This is a genomic window from Colwellia sp. C1TZA3, assembly GCF_007954265.1.
GTDB lineage: Bacteria > Pseudomonadota > Gammaproteobacteria > Enterobacterales > Alteromonadaceae > Cognaticolwellia.
The window spans coordinates 25,046-46,626 of the sequence record NZ_VOLS01000033.1; the positions used below are offsets into that span (position 1 = coordinate 25,046).

The 21,581-nt window shown below is 37.9% G+C and carries 15 protein-coding genes; 12 read left to right on the forward strand and 3 right to left on the reverse strand.

Annotated elements, in window-relative coordinates:
- Positions 1 to 343 precede the first annotated feature (343 nt).
- The 4 genes from ESZ39_RS10970 to ESZ39_RS10985 all read left to right on the forward strand — a co-directional run bounded on the left by ESZ39_RS10970 (position 344) and on the right by ESZ39_RS10985 (position 5,552).
- On the forward strand, positions 344 to 1,660 hold the full coding sequence (locus ESZ39_RS10970; protein ID WP_146879939.1) for an outer membrane protein transport protein: 1,317 nt from the start codon (positions 344 to 346) through the stop codon (positions 1,658 to 1,660).
- 418 nt (positions 1,661 to 2,078) lie between these two features.
- Positions 2,079 to 2,309: a hypothetical protein gene (locus ESZ39_RS10975; protein ID WP_146879940.1), complete on the forward strand. Its 231-nt coding sequence runs from the start codon at positions 2,079 to 2,081 to the stop codon at positions 2,307 to 2,309.
- A gap of 2 nt (positions 2,310 to 2,311) precedes the next feature.
- Entirely contained in the window at positions 2,312 to 2,977 is a 666-nt protein-coding gene (locus ESZ39_RS10980) for a DUF2959 domain-containing protein (RefSeq protein ID WP_223270353.1), read from the forward strand.
- A gap of 160 nt (positions 2,978 to 3,137) precedes the next feature.
- The gene (locus ESZ39_RS10985; protein ID WP_146879941.1) at positions 3,138 to 5,552 is read left to right on the forward strand and encodes a DUF748 domain-containing protein; all 2,415 of its coding nucleotides are present in this window, start codon (positions 3,138 to 3,140) and stop codon (positions 5,550 to 5,552) included.
- Between the two features lie 157 nt (positions 5,553 to 5,709).
- Here the strand turns inward: ESZ39_RS10985 and ESZ39_RS10990 are convergent, their stop codons facing one another.
- Together ESZ39_RS10990 and xdp1 are read right to left on the reverse strand one after the other, a co-directional pair.
- Entirely contained in the window at positions 5,710 to 8,517 is a 2,808-nt protein-coding gene (locus ESZ39_RS10990) for a tetratricopeptide repeat protein (protein ID WP_146879942.1), read from the reverse strand.
- A 141-nt stretch (positions 8,518 to 8,658) separates the two neighbouring features.
- A complete protein-coding gene (gene xdp1, locus ESZ39_RS10995; RefSeq protein ID WP_191321764.1) occupies positions 8,659 to 9,462 on the reverse strand; it encodes an exosortase-dependent surface protein XDP1 in 804 nt (267 codons plus the stop codon).
- A gap of 233 nt (positions 9,463 to 9,695) precedes the next feature.
- On the opposite strand from xdp1, the gene ESZ39_RS11000 reads away from it, so the two are divergent.
- Positions 9,696 to 10,511, forward strand: coding sequence for a hypothetical protein (locus ESZ39_RS11000; RefSeq protein WP_146879944.1), 816 nt, complete (start codon positions 9,696 to 9,698; stop codon positions 10,509 to 10,511).
- Positions 10,508 to 11,407, forward strand: a complete 900-nt coding sequence (locus tag ESZ39_RS11005; protein WP_146879945.1) for an ABC transporter ATP-binding protein — start codon at positions 10,508 to 10,510, stop codon at positions 11,405 to 11,407. Before ESZ39_RS11000 ends, ESZ39_RS11005 begins: the two co-directional genes overlap by 4 nt.
- A gap of 103 nt (positions 11,408 to 11,510) precedes the next feature.
- On the opposite strand, the gene ESZ39_RS11010 is transcribed toward ESZ39_RS11005, so the two are convergent.
- Positions 11,511 to 14,153: an EAL domain-containing protein gene (locus ESZ39_RS11010; RefSeq protein ID WP_191321765.1), complete on the reverse strand. Its 2,643-nt coding sequence runs from the start codon at positions 14,151 to 14,153 to the stop codon at positions 11,511 to 11,513.
- 1,530 nt (positions 14,154 to 15,683) lie between these two features.
- Here ESZ39_RS11010 and ilvD point away from each other — a divergent pair.
- From ilvD to ESZ39_RS11040, 6 genes are all read left to right on the forward strand, one after another.
- Positions 15,684 to 17,363, forward strand: coding sequence for a dihydroxy-acid dehydratase (ilvD, locus tag ESZ39_RS11015; protein WP_146879947.1), 1,680 nt, complete (start codon positions 15,684 to 15,686; stop codon positions 17,361 to 17,363).
- Positions 17,364 to 17,680: 317 nt separating this feature from the next.
- Complete coding sequence (prpD, locus tag ESZ39_RS11020; protein WP_146879948.1) at positions 17,681 to 19,168, forward strand: 2-methylcitrate dehydratase; 1,488 nt, start codon at positions 17,681 to 17,683, stop codon at positions 19,166 to 19,168.
- Positions 19,169 to 19,291: 123 nt separating this feature from the next.
- Complete coding sequence (locus ESZ39_RS11025) at positions 19,292 to 19,495, forward strand: hypothetical protein (RefSeq protein ID WP_146879949.1); 204 nt, start codon at positions 19,292 to 19,294, stop codon at positions 19,493 to 19,495.
- Between the two features lie 617 nt (positions 19,496 to 20,112).
- Positions 20,113 to 20,460 (forward strand): hypothetical protein, encoded by a 348-nt coding sequence (locus tag ESZ39_RS11030; protein ID WP_146879950.1) that lies wholly within the window; start codon positions 20,113 to 20,115, stop codon positions 20,458 to 20,460.
- On the forward strand, positions 20,457 to 20,891 hold the full coding sequence (locus tag ESZ39_RS11035; RefSeq protein WP_146879951.1) for a YeeE/YedE family protein: 435 nt from the start codon (positions 20,457 to 20,459) through the stop codon (positions 20,889 to 20,891). Before ESZ39_RS11030 ends, ESZ39_RS11035 begins: the two co-directional genes overlap by 4 nt.
- Positions 20,891 to 21,307, forward strand: a complete 417-nt coding sequence (locus ESZ39_RS11040; protein WP_146879952.1) for a YeeE/YedE family protein — start codon at positions 20,891 to 20,893, stop codon at positions 21,305 to 21,307. The genes ESZ39_RS11035 and ESZ39_RS11040 overlap by 1 nt, the downstream gene beginning before the upstream one ends.
- Positions 21,308 to 21,581: the final 274 nt, after the last annotated feature.

Sequence of the window (21,581 nt, forward strand, 5' to 3'; positions counted from 1 at the left end):
GGAATTTAACGAACTATTTTGCTATGTAGTGTACATTTATTACGATCTCTCATCGCATTATCTAAATCATTTAAGGCTGTTTTCTAATTTTTTTTTGCCATGGTCTATTTTTATAATTAATTTTATATATTGCCTGTGCCAGTCACTATCTTAAAATTCTCAACATCACTTTAAATATGACAATTTTGCTCACACGTTATTAAAATACTTTTTTGATATAGCGTTACACTTCTTAACAAGGTGAGTACGTTTTGTCGGGTATTATCACATGACTCTTCAGTATTTAATCCACTTTCTACAATACGATAAATATTTTATTTTCCACAATCTCCGAGAACTTAGTATGACATTACAAAAATCAATCCTTGCCGCTGCTATCACATTGGCAACGTTTAACAGCTATTCAGCCTCTTTTCAGTTAAACGAAACCAGTGCCTCTGGCTTAGGTCGTGCATTTGCTGGTGATTCAGTTATCGCCGACGACGCGGCTGTTTTAGCGCGCAATCCAGCAGCCATGGCCTTATTCGACAAAGCCTCTTTTTCATTAGCGGCCACGTATATCGATCCCGGTGTTAATATTAAAGGTCTGGATGCACCAGATATGCTTGGCGCAGACTACGATGTTAGTCAACTTGATCAAGATGGTGTGGTACCAACAGCTATTATCCCAGCAATGTATTTTATTAACCCGGTAAATGATACTTTTGCTTATGGTATTGGCATTAATTCAAATTTTGGCCTTAAAAGCGAGTACGACAACGATTATGCTGCTGGCTCGATTGGCGGTAAAACTGACCTAAAAACTGTCAACGCTAACATCAGTGGTTCTTACCGTATTAATGAACAGCTTAGTCTAGGTTTAGGTATGAACCTAGTCTATGGTGAGGCTGAATTGATTAGGCACGCAGGTAGCGTGTTAAAAGAGGGTGTTATCATTCCTGGTGTTGGTAGCGTTGTTGCACCGGTACCAACAAGTACTGAAATTGTTAACATGGCAGGTGATGATTTTGGTTATGGTTGGAATGCGGGTGTTGTTTATGAAATCAATGAAGATCACCGATTCGCACTTTCTTATCGTAGTAAAGTAGAGCTTGCATTTGAAGGCGAATTTTCCGGACTTGCAGTGCCGGTAACCGCTGCTAGTTTATCGGTAGATATGCCAGCAGTGACAGAGTTTTCAGGTTTTCATCAATTTACAACGCAATGGGCAACACATTACAGCATTATGTATACGCAATGGTCGAGTTTTGAAAAACTTGAAGCGTATGCCGGCAATGAACTAGCGTTTGAAAAACAAGAGAATTTTGAAGATAGCTATCGCTTTGCTTTAGGGGCAACCTATGATGTTAATCCAGTACTCGCGTTAAGAGTTGGTGTTGCGTTTGACCAATCTGCTGCTGAAGATTATCGTTCAATTTCAATACCTGATAGTGACCGATTATGGTACAGCGCTGGCGCTACATATCAGTTAAGTCGCACTGAAAGCATCGACTTTGGTCTTTCATATATTAACGGTGATAATGTTGTGGTTACTGAAGAAGATGCCTTATTAGGTCAGTTACCTGATTCACTCAGTGCATTTGTTGGTAATAAAGACTGGAGCTTTAGCTCAGAAGGTAACGCATTGCTGTTGGCCGTACAGTACAACAAAAGCTTTTAAGGTGATCAGGTGTTTTGCGTAGTTAATTAAATTTACACTTTATTTACTCGCATTTTAAAGCGCTTTTTTCGCTCTATATCAGCTAAACAGTTATTCATTTAAAGCCAACCGTGTACACGATTGGCTTTTTTATGCCTAAGGTAAGTCTCCCATATTGATGGTGGCTCTAACCTTTAACGCTAATATTATTGAAATAGCTTTATATTTTTATGGTATTACTTTGATTTAAATAAAAAATTAATTATCAATAATAATTAGATGTTGTCTTAAAATATTTACTGTTCTTGGCTAAACGTTAGGTCTTATTTATTTACATTATATCAACTTAATAACAGCAGCTTACAGATTAAGGTAATGCTATACTTTTGACAACAACACGGTATTTTAGCTAAAAATATTCTATATTTAAGAGGTTTTTATGGCACAACAAGGTTCTGGCGGTAATGTTTTAGCAGCGATATGTAGTTTTTTTATTCCAGGTTTAGGCCAATTAGTGCAAGGGCGTTTATTACCTGCTATTTTGTTTTTTGTTTTTGCCAGCATTTTCTGGGGACTTTCATGGTTAATCTTCCCAATTGCCTTTGCACTTATTACCCACTTGTGGGCAATTATTGACGCTGCAAAATTCTCTAGCGGTAACAGATTTTGAACGTGTTAAAAACGAGAACTAGAGCAGTATCAAAATTATATTTTGTTGTTGTTGCCTTAGTGTTACTTGTTGGCTGCCAATCGGCTTATTATTCTGCCATGGAAAAAGTGGGTGTGCATAAGCGCGATATTATGCTCGATCGTGTTGAAAACGCCCAAGGTGCTCAAGAAGATGCTCAGCAACAGTTTCAATCTGCATTAGATCAGCTGTCTCAATTGATAAATTATGACGGTGGTGATTTGACAACGCAATATGAATTGGTCAATGACCAATATCAAGCCAGTAAAGCTTCGGCTGAAGAAGTGGCTGCTCGTATTGATGCTATTGAAAGCGTTGCCGATGCCTTGTTTACTGAGTGGAATGAAGAAATTCAACAATATTCAAGTAATAGCTTGAAGCAAAAAAGCCAGCAAAAACTGAGAAAAACTGAGCGTAATTACCAAAGTTTGATTAAGTCTATGTATCGAGCTAAAGATAGAATGGCGCCGGTGTTATCAGCTTTGAAAGATAATAGTTTATATCTCAAGCATAACTTAAATGCGCAGGCTATTGGCGCTTTACAAGGCGAGTATAAAACCATTAAACGTGATGTTGAATCTTTAGTATCTGAAATGAGTAAAGCGATAACGCAATCACAGCAATTCATCGACTTGTTAAAAGCAGAATAGCTTATTGAGCTTTTTATCTTGCAGACTATGACACTAACATTGCAGTAGTCTGTTTTGTCTTTTTATTATATATAATTAATCGTCTAAAGCAGAAGCATAAGCATAAGCAAATTACTTTGTGTTTAGCTCTGTGTTATTTTTTAACCTATAGGAATCCAACATGGGTCGTTATTTTAAACGCCTTAGCCAAATTTTAGTTATCAGCTTTATTCTCCTTTATAGTCTTATTTGGTTACTCTCACCGGTTATAATACGTTATGCTCTCAATACTTATGGATTACCAAAGCCTTTATTGCTAACTTCTGCATCTAGTATTCGCTACAACCCATTTACAGCACATTTAACGATTAGTCATTTAGAAGTGAAAACTAACGAGCAAAGCAGCGTACTTAGACTGCAAAGCTTGAACGCAGAATTACATTTACATCAATTATTGTTTGATAAAATTTATGTCGCTGAATTTACGGTCAATGGCCTATTTATTCCTGTCACAGTCAATGAGTCGTCACTCAATGTTGCCGGCGTTGAATTACGTAGCGAAAATTCCACAGCGTTAGCAACAGAAGCAGAAACAAAAACAGAGCAAGCAGGCACTAATTTTCCTTATCAAGTTATTATTCCTCAATTTACCTTAACCGATGCTCATATTGAATTACTGCACTTTTCACAAAAACATAACATTCAATTAGATTCATTTTCTTTGCAGAACATTTTACTTACACAAAATGAACAAGAGATTAAATTAAATTTAGTCAGCCATTTAAATGGCGCACGAGTAGAAGTTGCTTTAGATGGTCGTTTGTTGAAACAGCAAGGCCAAATCAGTATAGATTTGAATGCAAAAAATATTGCGTTAAACTCGGCAAATAATTTTCTACCTCGCTCCATATCAGTGTTTGATGGCAAAGTAAGTTATGCAAGTAAAATGGATATTGTCATCAGCGATGAGCAAACATCAGTCAAAGCCAGTGACCTAATAGCCTCCGTTGATGATCTGCATGTCGAGCAAAATAATATTGCTATAGCTATTAAGCGTCAAAAAATTCAGGCAAAAGATTTAGCGGTGTTATTACAGCCAAATAAACCCATCAATGTTGATGTTATGTTGAATTATGTTATTGAGGAGCTTGCTGTAAAATCGAAAGAGAGTAAGGCGCTATTAGCTGAAATATCAAATTTATCAGCTAATAATATTGCCCTTCAATTCCAGCAAAACATGACCAAAGTAACGATTGAAAAGGTGCAAGTGGCTAACAGTGAATTTTCAAAAAATAGCCAACAAAATCTGCCAGCATTAGCTAGCTTTAATCACTTGTCGGTAAATAATATCGAGTATACACCTGAGCTTATCGCTGTTAATAACATCACTTTATCTGGACTTGTGGCTAATGTTTTATTAGATAAAGAAAAAAAATTGGCCACACTTGTGGCGTCTGCTAATAACGACGATAAAAAAACACCTGACACTGAGCAAGAAAATAACACGGCGGATAACAAACTTGTTAGACAAGAGCGGGTAGTTGATGAAACTAATAAACCCGTTAAGCCTATATTTAGATTAGGGCAGTTTAGCTTGCTTGATGGTGCACAGATAGACTTTAAAGATAGTAGTGTTACACCGTATTACGAGCGCAACGTTAATATTACTCATTTGCTTTTGTCAGATGTTGATAGCGGTAAGCCTGAGCAGGGCGTTGTGCTTGATATGCAAGGGAAAAGCGATAAATATGCTAGTTTTGACTTAAAAGGGCGAGGCTTACCATTTGCCCCCCAGCAGAAATTCACCTTAGATGCTGTGGTTAAAGAGGTGAGTTTACCGGGTATTTCTAGCTATATTAAAGATGCTTTACAATACGAGATTGAAAGTGGCCAACTTGATATAAAGCTTAAAACTGCCTTGACGGGCAACCAACTCAATGGCGATATTGATTTATTACTGCGAGGTATAGAGTTCACCTCAGCGGATGATCATGAAAGAGGTGTGATAAAAGAGCAATTTAGTGTGCCGTTTAATGTTGCTTTGGGTATGTTGAAAGATTCTGATGGTAATGTAGCGTTGTCGCTACCACTAACCGGCGATACGCGTTCACCTTCATTTGGCTTATCAGGCTTGTTAACGTTACTGGTTAAGCAGGCGACAATGTCAGCGGCAAAAGATTATTTGATCACCACGTTTGTGCCTTATGCCAGTGTGATGAAAGTTGCCATGGCTGCGGGCGAATTTGCCCTTAAACTAAGAATAAACGACTTAAATTATCTGGCCAGTGCAACTGAGTTGAATACTGAACAGCTGGAATTTAGTCGTCAAATGTCGGTGATGCTTGGCGATAGAGACAAGGTCAATGTTAAGCTTTGTGCTATAGCAACCGCCAGTGATATTGAATTGACTGATGCTTCACAAGCGCATCAGCCAGAAAACATAGCGCGCTTAAATATACTATCGCAACAACGTGTTGAGGTGTTTAAAGCGCATATGGTTGAGCAATTAAAAGTTCCTTCAGCACGGCTTTTGTTTTGTACGCCACAAATAGATACTTCAAACGGCGCTAAACCGCGTATAAAATTTGTTATTTAGGTAGTTAGTTTGTTGAATAAAATTTTATACAAGGGATTAATCTTTTTCAGAGTCTTGTTATTACTTTTCAAAGGTTAGGTATAAAAGACTAGCTATAAAAGTTTCAAGCATAAAGAAATAGCAAAAAACTTTATATTTAGCATAAGGTTAACTCTAGCTACGATTGACTTGTAGCTAGAGTTAACCTTTGAAAAAGTTTTTCAGCTTGTACTCTTTCACTAAATCTTGATTTGTTATCTAAGCTTTTTTTAAGTACGGTTAATGCTTCTTCGTTACGTTTAAGCTTGGTCAATATGAAGGCTAAATGATAAGTAATGCTTGGGTTGTTTGAGTCCATAGCATAAGCATTTCGTAGCAGATTCAACGCGGAGTCATAATCGCCTTGTTGAGCGATGATCCAAGCATAAGTATCTGAGAATGCAGCTGAGGTCGAGTTAATTTCAACTGCTTGCTTTGCGTAAAATCGAGCTTTTTCCAAATCTTCAAATTGTAAAATATTAGCTAGATTATTTAATATGGCAGCCTGATTTTTTAAATGTTTTACGCTAGCCAGTTTTTCGTAGTGCGGTTTAGCCGCTAATAAATTGGCATTATTTAAATAATGATCAGCAAGTAAATTGCGCGCTAAATCGTAGTCAGGAAAATCTTCCAGCAGTGCAGTTACCAGCGTAATAAACTCAGCATTTTTTATATTTAGCTGCGCGAGCTGATAGAGTTTAATTAATGCTTGAGAATTTTTCTTATCAAGTATTAATGTTTTAAGGTAAGACTCTTGAGCGGGGAGAAATTGTTGTTGAGCATAATAATAATGGCCACGAAGTAGTGTGGTAAAACTATTTTTTGGATGTTGCTGTTCAATGCTATTTAAAAGCTTGTTGCTTGCAGCATAATCTTGCAAAATTAAATTTACATTAACCAGTGCAAATTCAATGTTAAGTTTATTAGCTGAGTTATCCTCCAGGGTGGAAATAGCCTGATCAAGACTCATCTTACTTGCGACTAACATATTTGCTTTAGCTTGAAGTTCGGCTAAAGCATAAAAGTCTTGTGAAGATTTTGCCAAACTCGATAATATATCTATTTGCTTGTTACTGTTGTTTTGATCTTTTAAGGCGAGGTAAACTTGCGCTTTTAAGCGTACATATTCAGGATTTAAAAAACTTAACTTTGTTAGTCGATCTAATAAATTGATTGCATCAATGTTATTTTTCTGGTCGATGTAAATATACAGTAAAGTCTCTAATGCGGAGATATTGCTGTGTTCTTTTTGTAATAGCGCAATAAGTGCTGTAACTGCTTGGTCAACTTCGCCCAAATCTCGATTGATTTTTGCCTGCAATATTAATACCTGGCTTGCATTAGGTGTGCGTGCTAATAAATCATGACAAATAGTTAGCGCTGGAGCGAGTTGATTCACTAAGGCAAGGGCAGAAGCTTTGTTAAAAAGGCTGGTATAATCATTGGGTTTTATCACTAAAATTTGTCCAATAATTGTTAATGCTTCAAACCATTTATTTTGTGCTAAAAGCAGTGTGGATTTTAATTTTAAGTAATCACTATTGTTTGCATCAGTTCTCAGTAAGTTATCTGCAATAACCATTGCAGCAGCAATGTTTTTATTTTCCTTTAAAATTAACGCTTTGGTGATCAGTAATTTTGGATGTGCATCTAGGTTTAGCGCACTATCAAGTAATGTTAAAGCAGCAGTTGATTGGTTAAGGCGAGTTAAGAGCAGTGCTTCTGCACGAAGATAGTCGGGCGTTCTTTGAAAGTGAACAGGCAAATTATTTAACATTTGTTCAGCTTTAAAGAGTTGGTTATTTTTCAGGTATATTTCTACTAACTGTAGTGATAATTTTAGATCATTTTTAATTAACACCGCCTTATTTTCCAGTGTCGCTTGTGCTTTAGACGTTTGCCCTTGGCTTATATAAATAGACACCAGTAAATTAATGGCAAATAAATCGTCTGAATTATCCTCTAGATAAGCTTGCAGTTGTGTTTGTGCCAGTTCAAAATCACCCTTGACATAAGAACTGACACTAGCGACATAGAGCAGTGACTGATTACTTTGCTTGTCTTCCTCACTCAGTAAAGATAAGCGATTGCTGATGTTGTCTAAAATTAAGCGAGATTCTGCTTCTTGATGGCTATTTGATAGCAGTCGGCTTTTTAGTAATAATGCGAAGGGATCTTTAGGGCTATTTTTTAGTACTAAATTAGTGATTGTTAAGGCATCATTTATACGATTTTCACCGGTATATATATTGGCAAGTGCACGTTGAATAAAGGGGTCTAATGGGGCAAGCTGATAGGCTTTTTCCAATGCGACTAAGGCCTGCTTATATTCAAATTTGGCAATATGTAACTGCCCCTGCAAATACCAATTTTTTGCATCTTCAGGAAATAAAGATAACAGGTACGTTATTTTCTCACTTGCTTGGAAGTGTTCTTTTTGCTCTAAAAAATGAGTCGAGAGGCTTTGTAGTACCTTAATATTATCAGGCGCGATGACATAGGCTTGTTGCAAATATACCTTAGCTTGTGCTATTTCATCTAGAGCACTATAGGCATTAGCCGCTAATAATAACCATTGTAAGTGGTTATTTTGATTTAATTTTCCTGAATCATTTAATGCAATAACTTGTTGGTATTGTTTAGATAACATCAATGCGTTAGCTAATTCATTTAATATTAAATTAATGTCGGCACCATTGCTTAACGCTGCTTGATATAAGCTTGCGCTGTCAGTGTAATGATGCTGTTGTAGTAATATTTTTGCCATTAATAGCTGGCTGGGTAAGTCATCAGGAGTATTTTTTAAAGCATTTTTTAGGTGTATATAAGCGGCTTCTATTTTACTAGCATTAAATGCGATGTGGGCTTTTTCATAGTCATAACTGGCATAACTGTCATAACTAAAAGGGATCACCATTATTGACAATATTAAAACGGTATAGCGCATAGTACCTCGATTTTTTTAAAAGTAGTGTTGATATCGAAAATTTTTATAATAGAATTTTTAGTGAAAATAATCGTGAGAAAAAATGAAAAAATGAAAAAATGAAAAAAAGATGGCCAAAGCCATCTTTTTTATTGATCAGGGTTAAGTGCGGCGTTTACCAAAACGTGCTAAGCCGATTAACGCGATTAAAAACATTACCATCGTATTAGGCTCCGGTACTTGCGCTGGATCATTAGCTGATTTGTTGAAAGAAACACCGGATAGTTTCATTCCATCATTACCTTCCCATGCTGCATCACCACCAAATACTGAATTTAATACCCCAATTAACCATAGAGTTGAATACTGTCGATGAGTACTACGATCAAAATTTGAATAATAACCACTAGCATTTTGAACTTGCGCATAATCTGACTTGAGAGTATGTCCTGTTGCTAAGTCGGCCCAAGTTTTGTTTTTTAAACTGTCAGAATCAGTAAATGATGAATGATCTAACGCTGCCACACTTACCTGGGTTTTTTTTGCTCTTTTTGCTATCCAGCTATAGCTTGCACTTACTAATGATACCTCTTCAGAAAAGGACAACAAAAAGAAGTCATAGTCTTTATAACCACAAGTACCAAAATTATCTGCAGAATGGCCGTATGTATTGCAGTAACCACCATTTTTTTCATCTTGATTCTGCATTGACCAACCACCATTCCATTTATCCAAATTTTTTGCTCTTTCGATAGTATTATCACCTCGGCCATCGCCACTGTGGTTGGCGGTATCAGACCAGCCAGAGATATTAATAGTTAGACCATCGACACTAACATTAAACTGATTAAAGTTATTTCCTGTTTTAATTACGTTACCAAAATCTGCGGTTGTAGTACTTGCTAATACAGGTCCAGATAGTAATAACAATCCCGCCATCATTAGCGTTGTTAACGAATATTTCATTAATTTACTCCTATAATGCTTTATTAAACGTATATTAATATTTTCGACATATATCACGCGGCAAGCAAGAAACAGACCGATATTTTTTATTCTTTTTTTACATGTACTTATAGTTAGGGGGTTTTTTACCTGTAAAAAAAGCTGACAACAATCAAAGGTATTTAAACTAATTACTCGCATTTAGCTGCTTTTAACTTTAATCTATTAAAAAATAACAGTTATTATGGTGTGATGTGAAGATAAGTTGGTCGAGAATTTGGTGCTTAGTTGCTTTTGAAGTTTTACGTTTGTTTACAACTAAGCGCGGTTTATTGGCGTTATCAGCCTTTGCCACAATATGGTTTATTATCTTGTATTATTTTGTTGGCTCAGCGTCTGCAATGGTAATTTCGCCTTCATTTGAAAGCATGGCGTCGCAATTGTTTGGTGCTTTGGGGCTAACGGCACTGTTAGATTGGCCGGTCGCTGAATACGCTATTTATTGGCTAGTGGCGTTATATTTTTTCCCAAGTTTTGCTTTATTGGTCTGTAGCGATCAGTTTTGTTCAGATAAGCATCGTGGCACACTAAGGTTTATCACTCTAAGAACAACCCGAGCCGAGTTAATATTAGGGCGTTATTTAGGTCAGCTGCTTATTATAGCGATATTAATACTGCTGACCTCAATAGCAACAGCCATATTAGCCAGTGTGCGAGATGTAACACTTTTATCGGCCAGCCTACAGATTGGTGCTAAATTATCTTTAGAATTGTTAATCGTTGTTATGCCATTTATTGCCTTAATGTCATTACTTAATAGCTTCGTTAATTCAGCGCGACTTGCGATAGTTGCCGCAACATTATTCTTTGCCTTAGGCCCATTGGTGCTTGCTTTTATTCAATATCAATTTGGCCAAGTTTTTTATCTAAATTGGCTATTTCCAGGTGAGCAAATAAGCAGTATTTTATCGCAAAGCAGCATGGCCACTAGCCAATATTTATTACCTTTAATACAGACCGCTTTGTTACTAATTACTAGCCATTTGCTGATGAAGAGGGCATCACTATGAGTTTAATTATCGATGTTCAACAAGTAACGAAACAATATGGAGATAAGACGGTCCTCAACAAGGTCGAATTTTCCTTAGAAAAAGGTGCGCCAGTTGCTTTAGTGGGTCCTAATGGTGCAGGTAAAACCACTTTGTTTAGTTTGTTATGTGGCTATATTCAGCCTTCATCAGGCAATATTAGTATATTGGGACATGTCCCTGGAAATTCAGCGCTGTTTGGGCGTTTGTCAGCCTTGCCTCAGGACGCGCAATTAGACCCTAGGTTTACTATTGCGATGCAATTAAACTTTTATGCTCGCTTACAAGGTATGAGCAATAAGTTTGCCAAAAAAGATACGGCTAGGGTTCTAGACATGGTGGCTTTGTCGGATGTGGTAAATAGTCTGCCAAGTGAGTTGTCGCACGGTATGCGTAAACGCGCAACCATAGCGCAAGCCTTATTAGGCAGCCCTGAAATTGTCATGTTAGATGAAGCAACCGCTGGGCTTGACCCTGCTAATGCTAAAGAAATACGCGCTATTGTTAGTGAGCATGCCAGCGAAGTTAACTTTATTTTAAGCTCTCATGATCTTAGCGAGCTTGAGCGATTATGTGATCAAGTACTATATCTCGATAATGGTCAGTTAAAACAGCATAAAACGCTGGGGAATAATGACAGTGCTGGATTTTTAACGCTGAGAATGAAACAGCATTACTCAGAAATTATGCCAGCAATCTTACAAATCCCGGGGGTTAGCCAAGTGAGCATGACACAAGATAAAGAATACTTACTTACCATCAGTAATGAGCAAGGTAAGCTAGCCATTGAAATGGATTTATTAACAGTTTTAGCAAGTAATAATTGGTCTTATGCCCAGCTTATTAACGGTAAAACACTTGAAAACCAACTGTTTTAACGAAAAAATATCTGAATTTTTTTTGATGGGAACATAGCTGTTTCACTACTCACTTCCTCGCTCTACCTGCATCATCCATGGATTAGCTACATTTTATCTGTAGCTAATCTTTTATTGGTTTGTACAACTCTGTATCTTTAAGAGGAGCGGGTATATATTCTCCGGCTAAACTCGCGGGTATTTGGCCATTAGATAAATGATTAAGCCAACTTAGATAATCCTCATAAGACATCGGTTTAGCATAGTAATAACCTTGGCCAATATCGCAACCAAAACTGCGTAAAGTCTCTTCATCTAAGCTGCTATTAATACCTTCTGCAACCACTTCTAAGCCTAATCCTTTTGCCATTTTTACTGCGGTTTCCGCAATAACCTTACGTTTATTGTTGCTACAAACATCTTCAACAAATTCTCGGTCTACTTTTAACTCTTGAAAAGGTAACTGATTAATTTGTGACATGGATGCATAGCCAGTGCCAAAGTCGTCAAGGCTAATAGTGATACCGAGTCCAATAAGGTTTTCTATAGTTTCTATTGCAAGGCTATTTTGTGCAAAAGAAACAGACTCTGTTAATTCGAAAATTATTTTCTCTGCTTTAATGTCACTGTGATTAATTATTTTAGTGATGTCCTCAATGAAATTTGCTTGAATAAGGTCTTTACCACTAATGTTAATAGACACCATGTGGTTCATACCGGTATGTTGGGTTAGTCCTGATTGTTGGCTAAGCGCCGTTTCTACCACCCATAATGTTAATGAGGGTATTAAACCAAAATCCTCTGCTACTGGAATAAAAACATCAGGTGAAACATGACCAAGTGTTGGGTGCTGCCAGCGAATTAAACATTCACTACCACAGACTTTATTGGTTTTTAAATCGATCTGCGGTTGATGAAATAATTCAAACCCTTGCGCTGTTATTGCTTGTTGTAAGTCAATGGCTAGCTGTATTGACGAAGGACTGCTTTGGTTATCTTTTTGTGTAAAGTAAGCCCATTTATTTTGCGTTAACTCAGCTTTATTCGCGGCAATTGACGCGTTATTAATCATGTTTGTACTGACGTTATCATGAGCAGAAAAGTGTGCTAAACCAACATGCGCAGATAAGGGCAGTTTAAGATCTTTAATATAAAAAACATCGCGGGCAGCTTGCTGAATTGAGTTAACAAACAATGCTATATCTTGCTCGTTAAGTGAATTATCAATAACTATCGCTAAACTGCTATTTTCCAGATAGCAGAGTTTCTCAAATTGCTCAGTGATATTAAGTACAGCATCGTTAAACCTGAATAATGAAGATAATTTTAAATTTAAGTGTTGAAAGAATTGGACGCGTATTTGTTCATCAATATAGAGTTCGATACGGTGAAATTGCTCTGGTTTGATCACTACTACGGTAAAATCTTGCTTACCTTCTTCTATCAGTTGACTAATTTTATGGTCTAAATTTGTTTGTCTCGGTAAATGGTTACTTTGGTGGTAGGCAACCATGGTTAGCTTTTCTTGCTCATTGCGGCGAATACGCTCAGCTAAGGCAAATGCCATAAAAGTCACTTCAATCATGATAGCAAATAGGAATGCATTGCCCGTTAAAAAGCTATATTCAAGCTGGTTAAGCAGCACCATAGGTTGAATAATAGCGCCAACTAACAAGGGTAACCAGGACAAGAAGTAAAAACGTGCCCATAAAAAGTCATGTTTTAAGCGGTTAAAAATTAAGAAGAGCGCGACGATGTAAAATAATGGCTGTAGAGAGAAAAATAGTTTGGTTTGTGTTAATTCATCGAGCGAAAGAGAATACAGGCTAAATAAACCTATAATAACAGTAAATATGATTGAATATTTGTAAGCCCAATGTTTTAAGCGATCATAACGTAAAAAATAAAGGGTAAATAACAGCAGAAATATAATCAGTAAGAAATCAGTAAAAATGAGATATTTATTGAGTAATTGCATTACCTGGTTGGAAAAAAGAAAGTATCCATAACCGGTCAATGAGGACAGCACTGAAAAGGCAGATAATAAGTAACCAATATAGAATAAATAAACTTTATCTTTGTCAGCAAAAAATAATACTAAGTTATATATTGCCATGATGATTAATATGCCGATAAATGCACCATATATCAGTTGAGATAGCAGTACTCTTTGTTCGAAGTCTTGTGGGGTAAATAGCTGTAAAGGGATATTAGGGGGACCAGAGTTTTTTACTTTTATCAGGTATTCACTATGGCCGAATTGATTCAGCTGTAGTCTTGCATAAGGGTAAACATTTTGGCTTAAATTCTTTGAGTTAGGGCGTTTATGGAAGACTTTTTTTGGCGCAGTTAAGGCATTTAGTTGATAGACGATAAAAGTATCAAGCATACTATGTTCGGCCATCAATATTAGTTGCTTGTTACCACTGTCTTTAATAAAGCTTTCTTGCGCGCTGGCGGTTACCGATGTTTTATCAATAGGATAGTGTAAAGACAACTTTATCCAATAACTTTGTTGTGCTAATGCATAAGGAATATTATTTAATTTACTAGCGATAAAATCAACATTACTTAAGATATGGTTAAGGTCAATACTGTCAGTTTCATCTATGTAATAGCTACTATTAATAGTAAAATCACTATTTAATTCGCTTATATTCTTTTGATCAATGTTATAAATAAGGCCAACAAAGCTGGCTACAATAGCAAGTAAAATTATTGTAATTAGAGCTGTAGAGATTCTTTTGCTGAATTCAGAAAATATCAAAAAATAAATACTCATCTAAATGAATGATAATTTGGAATGTTCGCCTTTGCGGTTAACTTTTTCAATACTCACCGTGTTTGTGGTTGCGCAAACATCATTTCGCTTAACAGGGTATGGTCTTATTCTTAGCCTATGCTGTTAGATATTTTCACTAGGTTATATTACTTGGTCACGCAGAATAATGGCACATTAAATGCTCTACTCCGTACAAATAATTAACAATATGGAAAAAATCAGTAGCTTAGTAGTTGCTAAAAAATTTAATTTTTCTATGTGATCAATGTAGCAGAAATATCATTGTTAAGTCACTGTTTTCTTATTAGTGAAATAATTTTTTGAATAAAATTCAAAGATTAGGACTTACAATAAGAGGATCAGGCAGAGAGCTTTTGATAGTCGTGATTTTATAAATTTAATTAAACCTAGCCAAATAACCATTGCTAAGCGCACCTAATATGATAAATATGGACTCCACCAAGCTTGTGCTGTTATTCACAGAAAAGCACAAGCTTTGCAAGTAAGCGCTCTACCTGGGGTGTAGCGTAAGCTATTAGTAGGTTAAATTTTGAAAGTAGTGGGTTAAAATTTTGAAAGTGGCTATGTAACCCGATTGGTTAAATATGAATCAAGGGCAAAATTTAGCCATCATAATTGCCCTTTGGGTGAGGGAGTTTTTGTTCTTTTGCAACTTTTTCTAATGGAACTGGCGACATCTCAGCCAGAGCAGAAGTCCACATTTAAAGGCTTATCTATTGTGGCTAAGTAATAGTGGCCACTTACTTTGCAGCTTCTAAATGGTTTTGGAGGTGCAACTGCCTTAGGTGTTAAGGCACTTCAGATAGCATTAATACCAGTTCCATTAAGTTTGTGATCTTGTTGTGCGCAGGAAAAATAACTCAAGGTAAGGCGCTCGATTGAGCAATAGCTGGCTATTGGGATTGAGAGCAACACAGTCTTGAGCTATTTTAACTAGTACAAGTGAGCAATAACTTAATGGGATTGGTATAAGTCTCTGTATTGTCGAGTTTTGGTGTTATTTAGCATTGAACTTTCTATTAGTTTTTTGTTGCTCTATTATCGCTCGGGATTAAACTAGTAGTTTAGTTATTTTTCAATTGATAATGGTATTCTGATGCGATAAATTTCTTCAGGTTTGAACGATTTTTAACCAAAAGTTTAGTTTTATTCCAAGCAGTGATGATTTAATTCCTTAGATTCAAATTATATGGGCGGAACTAATCGTTAAGATTAAAAGGTAAAATTTATAAATAGGAATACTAATTATTGAATTTGACCTTAAAGATGTTGATATTAATTTATTGCATTTGGAGCACCTCTTAACTTGCTGAACCCTGTGTCTTCAAGTAGTTTGGGTACAAATACAAATACAAATACAAATACAAATACAAATACAAATACAGTAGAGCAGAAAATGCAATACATATAAAAAGCGCTGCGTTGGTCGCAAAAAATATTTTTGCGATTTGCTCTAAGCACAGTTATTCAATGATGGTTTCGGAGAACATAACAATGTCAGAAATAAATAAGTATTCAAAAACGGTCACTTTAGACGAATCACAACCTGCTTCACAAGCCATGCTTTACGCGATTGGTTTAAAAGAAGAGGATATGCAAAAAGCACAAGTAGGTATCGTTTCTACCGGTTGGGAGGGAAACCCCTGCAATATGCACTTAAATGAACTTGCTAAAGAAGTGAAAAAAAGTGTGATCGGTGCCGATTTGGTAGGATTAATCTTTCACACCATTGGCGTAAGTGATGGTATTTCAAACGGTACTGCAGGCATGAAGTATTCCTTGGTTTCTCGTGATGTGATTGCCGATTCTATCGAAACCGTTGCGGGTGCGCAATATTATGATGCTATGGTGGCGATTGTCGGCTGTGATAAAAACATGCCAGGGGCAATGATGGCTTTAGCGCGTGTTAATCGTCCCGGAATATTGGTTTATGGTGGCTCTGTCAAAGCGGGTAAATGGAAAGGTGAAGACTTAAATATTGTTTCTGCTTTCGAAGCTTATGGAAAAAAATTGCAGGGCGTTATCTCTGATGAAGATTATAAAGGGGTGATCCAAAATGCGATCCCAGGCGCGGGTGCTTGTGGTGGAATGTACACCGCAAACACTATGTCTTCAGCGATTGAAGCTTTAGGGATGAGCTTGCCTTATTCTTCGTCTAATCTAGCGGTGAGTGATGAGAAAAAAATAGAAATGACCAAAGTGGGTGATGCGGTAAAAAATCTGCTGGAAAAAGACATCAAACCACAAGATATCATGACCAAAAAAGCCTTCGAAAATGCTTTAAGAATGATTATGGTGCTAGGCGGCTCTACCAACGCAACTTTACATATGATAGCCATGGCTCGAGCCTGTGGTGTTGATTTAGGTTTAGATGATTTCCAAGCAATGGCTGATAAAACGCCATTGTTGGCAAACTTAAAGCCCTCTGGTGAATACTTAATGCAAGACTTACACGCCATAGGTGGGATCCCTGCGGTAATGAAGTATTTATTGGCCGAAGGTTTGTTACATGGCGATTGTTTGACCGTTACAGGGCAAACAATCGCAGAAAACTTAGCTGATTTACCTGGCTTGCCAGCAGGTCAAGATATTATCAGACCTTTAAGTAAGCCATTGAAAGCGACAGGGCACTTACAAATTCTTTACGGAAACTTGGCTTCTGAAGGCTCAGTTGCCAAAATTACCGGTAAAGAAGGTGAAGTATTCGAAGGTCCAGCAAGAGTTTATGAAGATGAATTCGCCGCAATAAAAGGCATTGAAGAAGAAGTGCAAAAAGGTGAGGTTATCGTTATCCGTTATTCTGGACCCAAAGGAGCGCCTGGAATGCCTGAAATGCTAAAACCCACGTCAGCAGTAATGGGTGCTGGCCTTGGCAAAGACGTAGCATTAATCACCGACGGTAGGTTTTCTGGAGGTTCTCACGGTTTTGTAGTCGGGCACGTTACACCTGAGGCTTCAGAAGGTGGACTGATTGCTTTGGTGCAAAATGGCGACATTATCCGCATTGATGCGGTGATGAACAAATTGCAACTGAAAGTAGACCAGACTGAAATCGCTAAGCGCAGAGCCGCATGGATCAAGCCAGCTTATAGAGCGACAAATGGTGTATTAAGAAAGTATATCGCCACTGTAAAATCTGCATCGCTAGGTTGTGTTACCGATGAAATAGACTAACCAAGTCCGTTCAGAGTCTGTTTTGATTTTTGGTTCCGTTGTGATGCTAACAAAGGGGGCGAGGGTTAGATATTAAGTCTTCTGATGGCAAACAGTAGGATCTGTTAAGATTAAACTATCTTAACAGATCCTTAAAGATGATTACCCAAGAGCTAAAAAGCAAAATGACTAGTACAAAAGATCATTATTAAAGCTGATGTACAAATTATTCAGCTTATATCGTCATAGATAACTGAGCGTAAAATAATATAAACATTAGCTTAAACATTAGCCTAAACATTAGGCCAAAAAATAAATCAAACGAATAAGGAGATAAAATGAGTAGTAATGTAGAGATTAATAATCGCCCCGATTACGACCATGTCATCCAAGATATCGCTGATTATGTCTTAACTTTTGAAGTTTCCAGCGAAGAAGCTCTCAACACTGCACGAAACTGTTTAATGGACACCTTAGGTTGTGGGCTGCTCGCGCTGCGCTTTCCTGAGTGCACAAAACACCTAGGAGCAATCGTACCAGGTACGCTGGTGCCAAATGGCGCACGAGTGCCAGGAACATCATTAACACTCGATCCGGTTAAAGCCGCGTGGGACATTGGTTGCATCATTCGCTGGCTCGACTACAACGACACTTGGTTGGCTGCTGAATGGGGGCATCCATCAGATAATTTAGGTGCTATTCTGGCGGTGGCAGATTATTTGTCTCAAGTGAGACTGTCTAAGGGCGAACAGCCACTCATCATGCGAGAAGTACTTGAAGCTATGGTCATGGCGCATGAAATTCAAGGGGTGATCGCGCTAGAAAATTCGTTTAATCGCGTCGGCTTATGCCACGTATTATTAGTACGAGTGGCCTCAACCGCGGTTGTTACTAAAATGATGGGCGGCAACCGAGAGCAAATTATGGCGGCAATATCTCAAGCTTGGGCCGATGGTGGGGCACTGCGCACCTATCGTCACGCACCTAATGCGGGCTCTCGTAAATCTTGGGCCGCAGGTGATGCCACCTCAAGGGCGGTTCGTTTAGCTGACATGTCGATGCGCGGTGAAATGGGCATACCAAGTGTGTTAACCGCGCCACAGTGGGGCTTTTATGATGTCTCTTTCTCGAAAACGAACAAAGACCAAGCACTAAAGCCAGAGGCTGAACGCCAGTTTTCGTTTTCTCAAGATTACGGCTCTTATGTGATGGAAAACATCTTGTTTAAGATTTCCTTTCCGGCCGAGTTCCATGCGCAAACCGCTGCAGAAGCGTCGGTTATTTTATATCCCCAGGTAAAATCTCGTTTAGCGGATATTAACAAAATCGTAATCCGCACTCACGAGTCGGCCATTCGCATTATTTCAAAAACGGGTGGGCTTGCCAACGCTGCCGATCGCGACCATTGCTTGCAATACATGATTGCTGTGCCGTTGGTGTTCGGGAATTTAACCGCAGAGCATTATGAAGACGACTTTCACAGCGCACATCCTATTATCGATGAACTGCGTGACAAAATGGAAGTTGTCGAAGATAAGCGCTTTACAACAGAGTATTTAGAAGCGGATAAACGCTCTATTGCCAATGCCATTCAGGTTTTCTTTAACGATGGCAGCAGTACCGAAGAAGTGGTTGTAGAATACCCAGTTGGTCATCGCCGCCGCCGTGAAGAAGGCATGCCATTATTGGAGCTAAAATTCAAAGCTAACTTAGCATCACGTTTTCCACACCAGCAGTGCCAAAAAATCTTCACTGTTTGTCAAGATCAAGCCACCCTTGAGACTACGCCAGTAAATCGCTTTATGGACTTCTTTGTTATTGGTTAAATTGCGGTGTTTAGTTTATCGGATCACTTATCTTGCAACCTACGCAGTCATATTGTTAGTGTTAGCAGTAAGCTATGACTTCAATAACAAACATTGAACAGAATGAAACTAATAGGATCTACTATGACGGACAAAAATGAACACAGTATTGCAACTTTTGCAGCCTTGAAAACTGCTATAGCAAATAATGAGGAGCAATCGATAAAAGAATTATTGGCAAATCAGCCAATGCAAGCGCTTGAAAAAAGCTATCTCATTGATTTAGCGAAACTAAGCAATAACCGCACTATTATAACGTTACTGGAAGACATTACCGTAAAGGAATAGACAAGAAGCGGTCACTTGTAGCTGAATAACTAGCAGGGGAATATCTGCTTTAAGGTTAATTCCTCGATAGTTCTCACTTTATTTAACCCGTATTGGTGTGATGGAGTAATCTTGTTTACTTCCTTGTAAATTCTAAGTGGTAATCGAGCATTTAGGGGGTAGACAAGAAACTCAGCCTAAGTGACACCGTTCAAATATGAGTAGAAAGTTCAGCATTTTAAAAAAGAGTAAAATGTTTGCTTGCAGTCAAGTAAACGCACTATAAAAACGCGAAACACTAACGTTAATTATCACTAATTCATCGTAAAATCTTGTCTTGTTTGGTGCACATAACGAGATAATATTTTTATTTGGACTGCTCTACTAGCGTGCCTTATACCAAGTTAATTAATTATCTGCTCATTTTTAATGGTTAAAATAAAAAACTACAGCGTTATAAAATTTATAAGATGAATAATTACTGACTAAATTTTATGCCTTGTATTTATTAATTTTTTCTCATAAAAAAGTAGAGCACTTAATTAATCAAATTGGTATTAGTATTTAAAGGGCCTATTTGCTATGGCGTGAGCCACTTTATGAATATTCATTATCCTCAAATAAAAAGGAGTCATCTGATGTTATATCGACAAATATTTGAGCCAATCTCAAGTACCTACAGTTATCTGTTGTCAAGTGTGCAAGGGCGTGAAGCAGTCATCATTGGTCCAGTGTTGGACTATATCAATTATTACGTACCAATCATTAGTGAGCTGAGTCTAAAGTTGGTTAGTGCAAAAGACACCCAGACTCATACTGATCATACTACTGCATTAGACAAGCTACGAGAAGAGCTAGGTTGTGTGCCCGTTATTGGCGAGTTTTCGCAAACCGAATACCTTGAAATTATCAATGAATCAGATTTATCTGATCGAAAAATAATGGCTATTGCGTTACCTGTTAATCTTACTTGTGGTGTGTTATGAGCGGTTGGGAGCTATTTGCCAAAGCCTATGCTGGTGGTGTATTGATTGGCATTTCGGCTCTTTTACTCATGCTGTTTAATGGCCGAATTGCGGGTGTAAGCAGTATTTTGGGAGGTGCCATAGAGCTAAAACGTGTCAAATGGTCTGGACGTGGTTGGCGATTGCTGTTCATCGCTGGCATGATCTTCGCCGCATTTTTGTGGCAAGGACTCAACGCCCCTCTCGAGATTGAAGTGACAGCAGGGCTAGCGCCATTGGTAGTGGCTGGATTATTGGTTGGCTTTGGCAGCCAATTAGGATCAGGTTGTACCAGTGGCCATGGCGTATGTGGCATTGGCCGTCTGTCGGCACGCTCGATAACGGCGACGGTAACGTTTATTTTGTCTGGTGTTGCAACAGTTACCGTTGTGCGCCTATTCGGAGGGCTTTAATGACTAACGTTATCGCACTAATATCTGGCTTGCTGTTTGGTTTGGGATTGATTCTTTCAGAGATGGTCAATCCAGCGCGTGTGCAAGGTTTTCTTGACTGGTTTGGCCATTGGGATCCGACTCTTGGCTTTGTTATGGCGGGCGCATTAAGTGTGACTATCCCTGGGTTTTATTTTTTGAAGCAGCGCTCCAAGCCAGTACTCTCTGCGCAATTCCAGTGGCCACAGAAAACTGACATTGATAAACGCTTAATATTAGGGGCTGCCATGTTTGGATGTGGCTGGGGCTTGGCTGGGTTCTGTCCTGGTCCCGCGTTAACAGCAATCGTTAGCTTTCTGCCTCAGGTACTAACCTTTAATGCTGCAATGCTGGCCGGTATGTGGTTATTTTTAATATGGAATAAACGTAGCCAATAAAATTAATTTGCAAGTACCTTCTTTTCAAGTGCCTTTTATGGACTAGATTGGTACTTTTTTGCTCTTGATATTTTTAGCCTATTTGTCAAAAAAACTGACTCAAGTATTAAAATGACTTACCAATACTTGCTTAAGCAGACCTGGGTATAATACCAATCCCATTAAGTTATTACTCACTTGTACTAGTTAAAATAGCTCAAGGCTGTGTTGCTCTCAATCCCAATAGCCAGCTATTGCTCAATCGAGCGCCTTACCTTGAGTTATTTTTCCTGCG

Coding starts and splice junctions, on each gene's coding strand:
- ESZ39_RS10975 (WP_146879940.1), top strand. CDS start 2,079: ATGGCACAACAAGGTTCTGGCGGTAATGTTTTAGCAGCGATATGTAGT.
- xdp1 (WP_191321764.1), bottom strand. CDS start 9,462: ATGAAATATTCGTTAACAACGCTAATGATGGCGGGATTGTTATTACTA.
- ESZ39_RS10985 (WP_146879941.1), top strand. CDS start 3,138: ATGGGTCGTTATTTTAAACGCCTTAGCCAAATTTTAGTTATCAGCTTT.
- ESZ39_RS11030 (WP_146879950.1), top strand. CDS start 20,113: ATGTTATATCGACAAATATTTGAGCCAATCTCAAGTACCTACAGTTAT.
- ESZ39_RS10990 (WP_146879942.1), bottom strand. CDS start 8,517: ATGCGCTATACCGTTTTAATATTGTCAATAATGGTGATCCCTTTTAGT.
- ESZ39_RS11035 (WP_146879951.1), top strand. CDS start 20,457: ATGAGCGGTTGGGAGCTATTTGCCAAAGCCTATGCTGGTGGTGTATTG.
- ilvD (WP_146879947.1), top strand. CDS start 15,684: ATGTCAGAAATAAATAAGTATTCAAAAACGGTCACTTTAGACGAATCA.
- ESZ39_RS11025 (WP_146879949.1), top strand. CDS start 19,292: ATGACGGACAAAAATGAACACAGTATTGCAACTTTTGCAGCCTTGAAA.
- ESZ39_RS11005 (WP_146879945.1), top strand. CDS start 10,508: ATGAGTTTAATTATCGATGTTCAACAAGTAACGAAACAATATGGAGAT.
- prpD (WP_146879948.1), top strand. CDS start 17,681: ATGAGTAGTAATGTAGAGATTAATAATCGCCCCGATTACGACCATGTC.
- ESZ39_RS10970 (WP_146879939.1), top strand. CDS start 344: ATGACATTACAAAAATCAATCCTTGCCGCTGCTATCACATTGGCAACG.
- ESZ39_RS11040 (WP_146879952.1), top strand. CDS start 20,891: ATGACTAACGTTATCGCACTAATATCTGGCTTGCTGTTTGGTTTGGGA.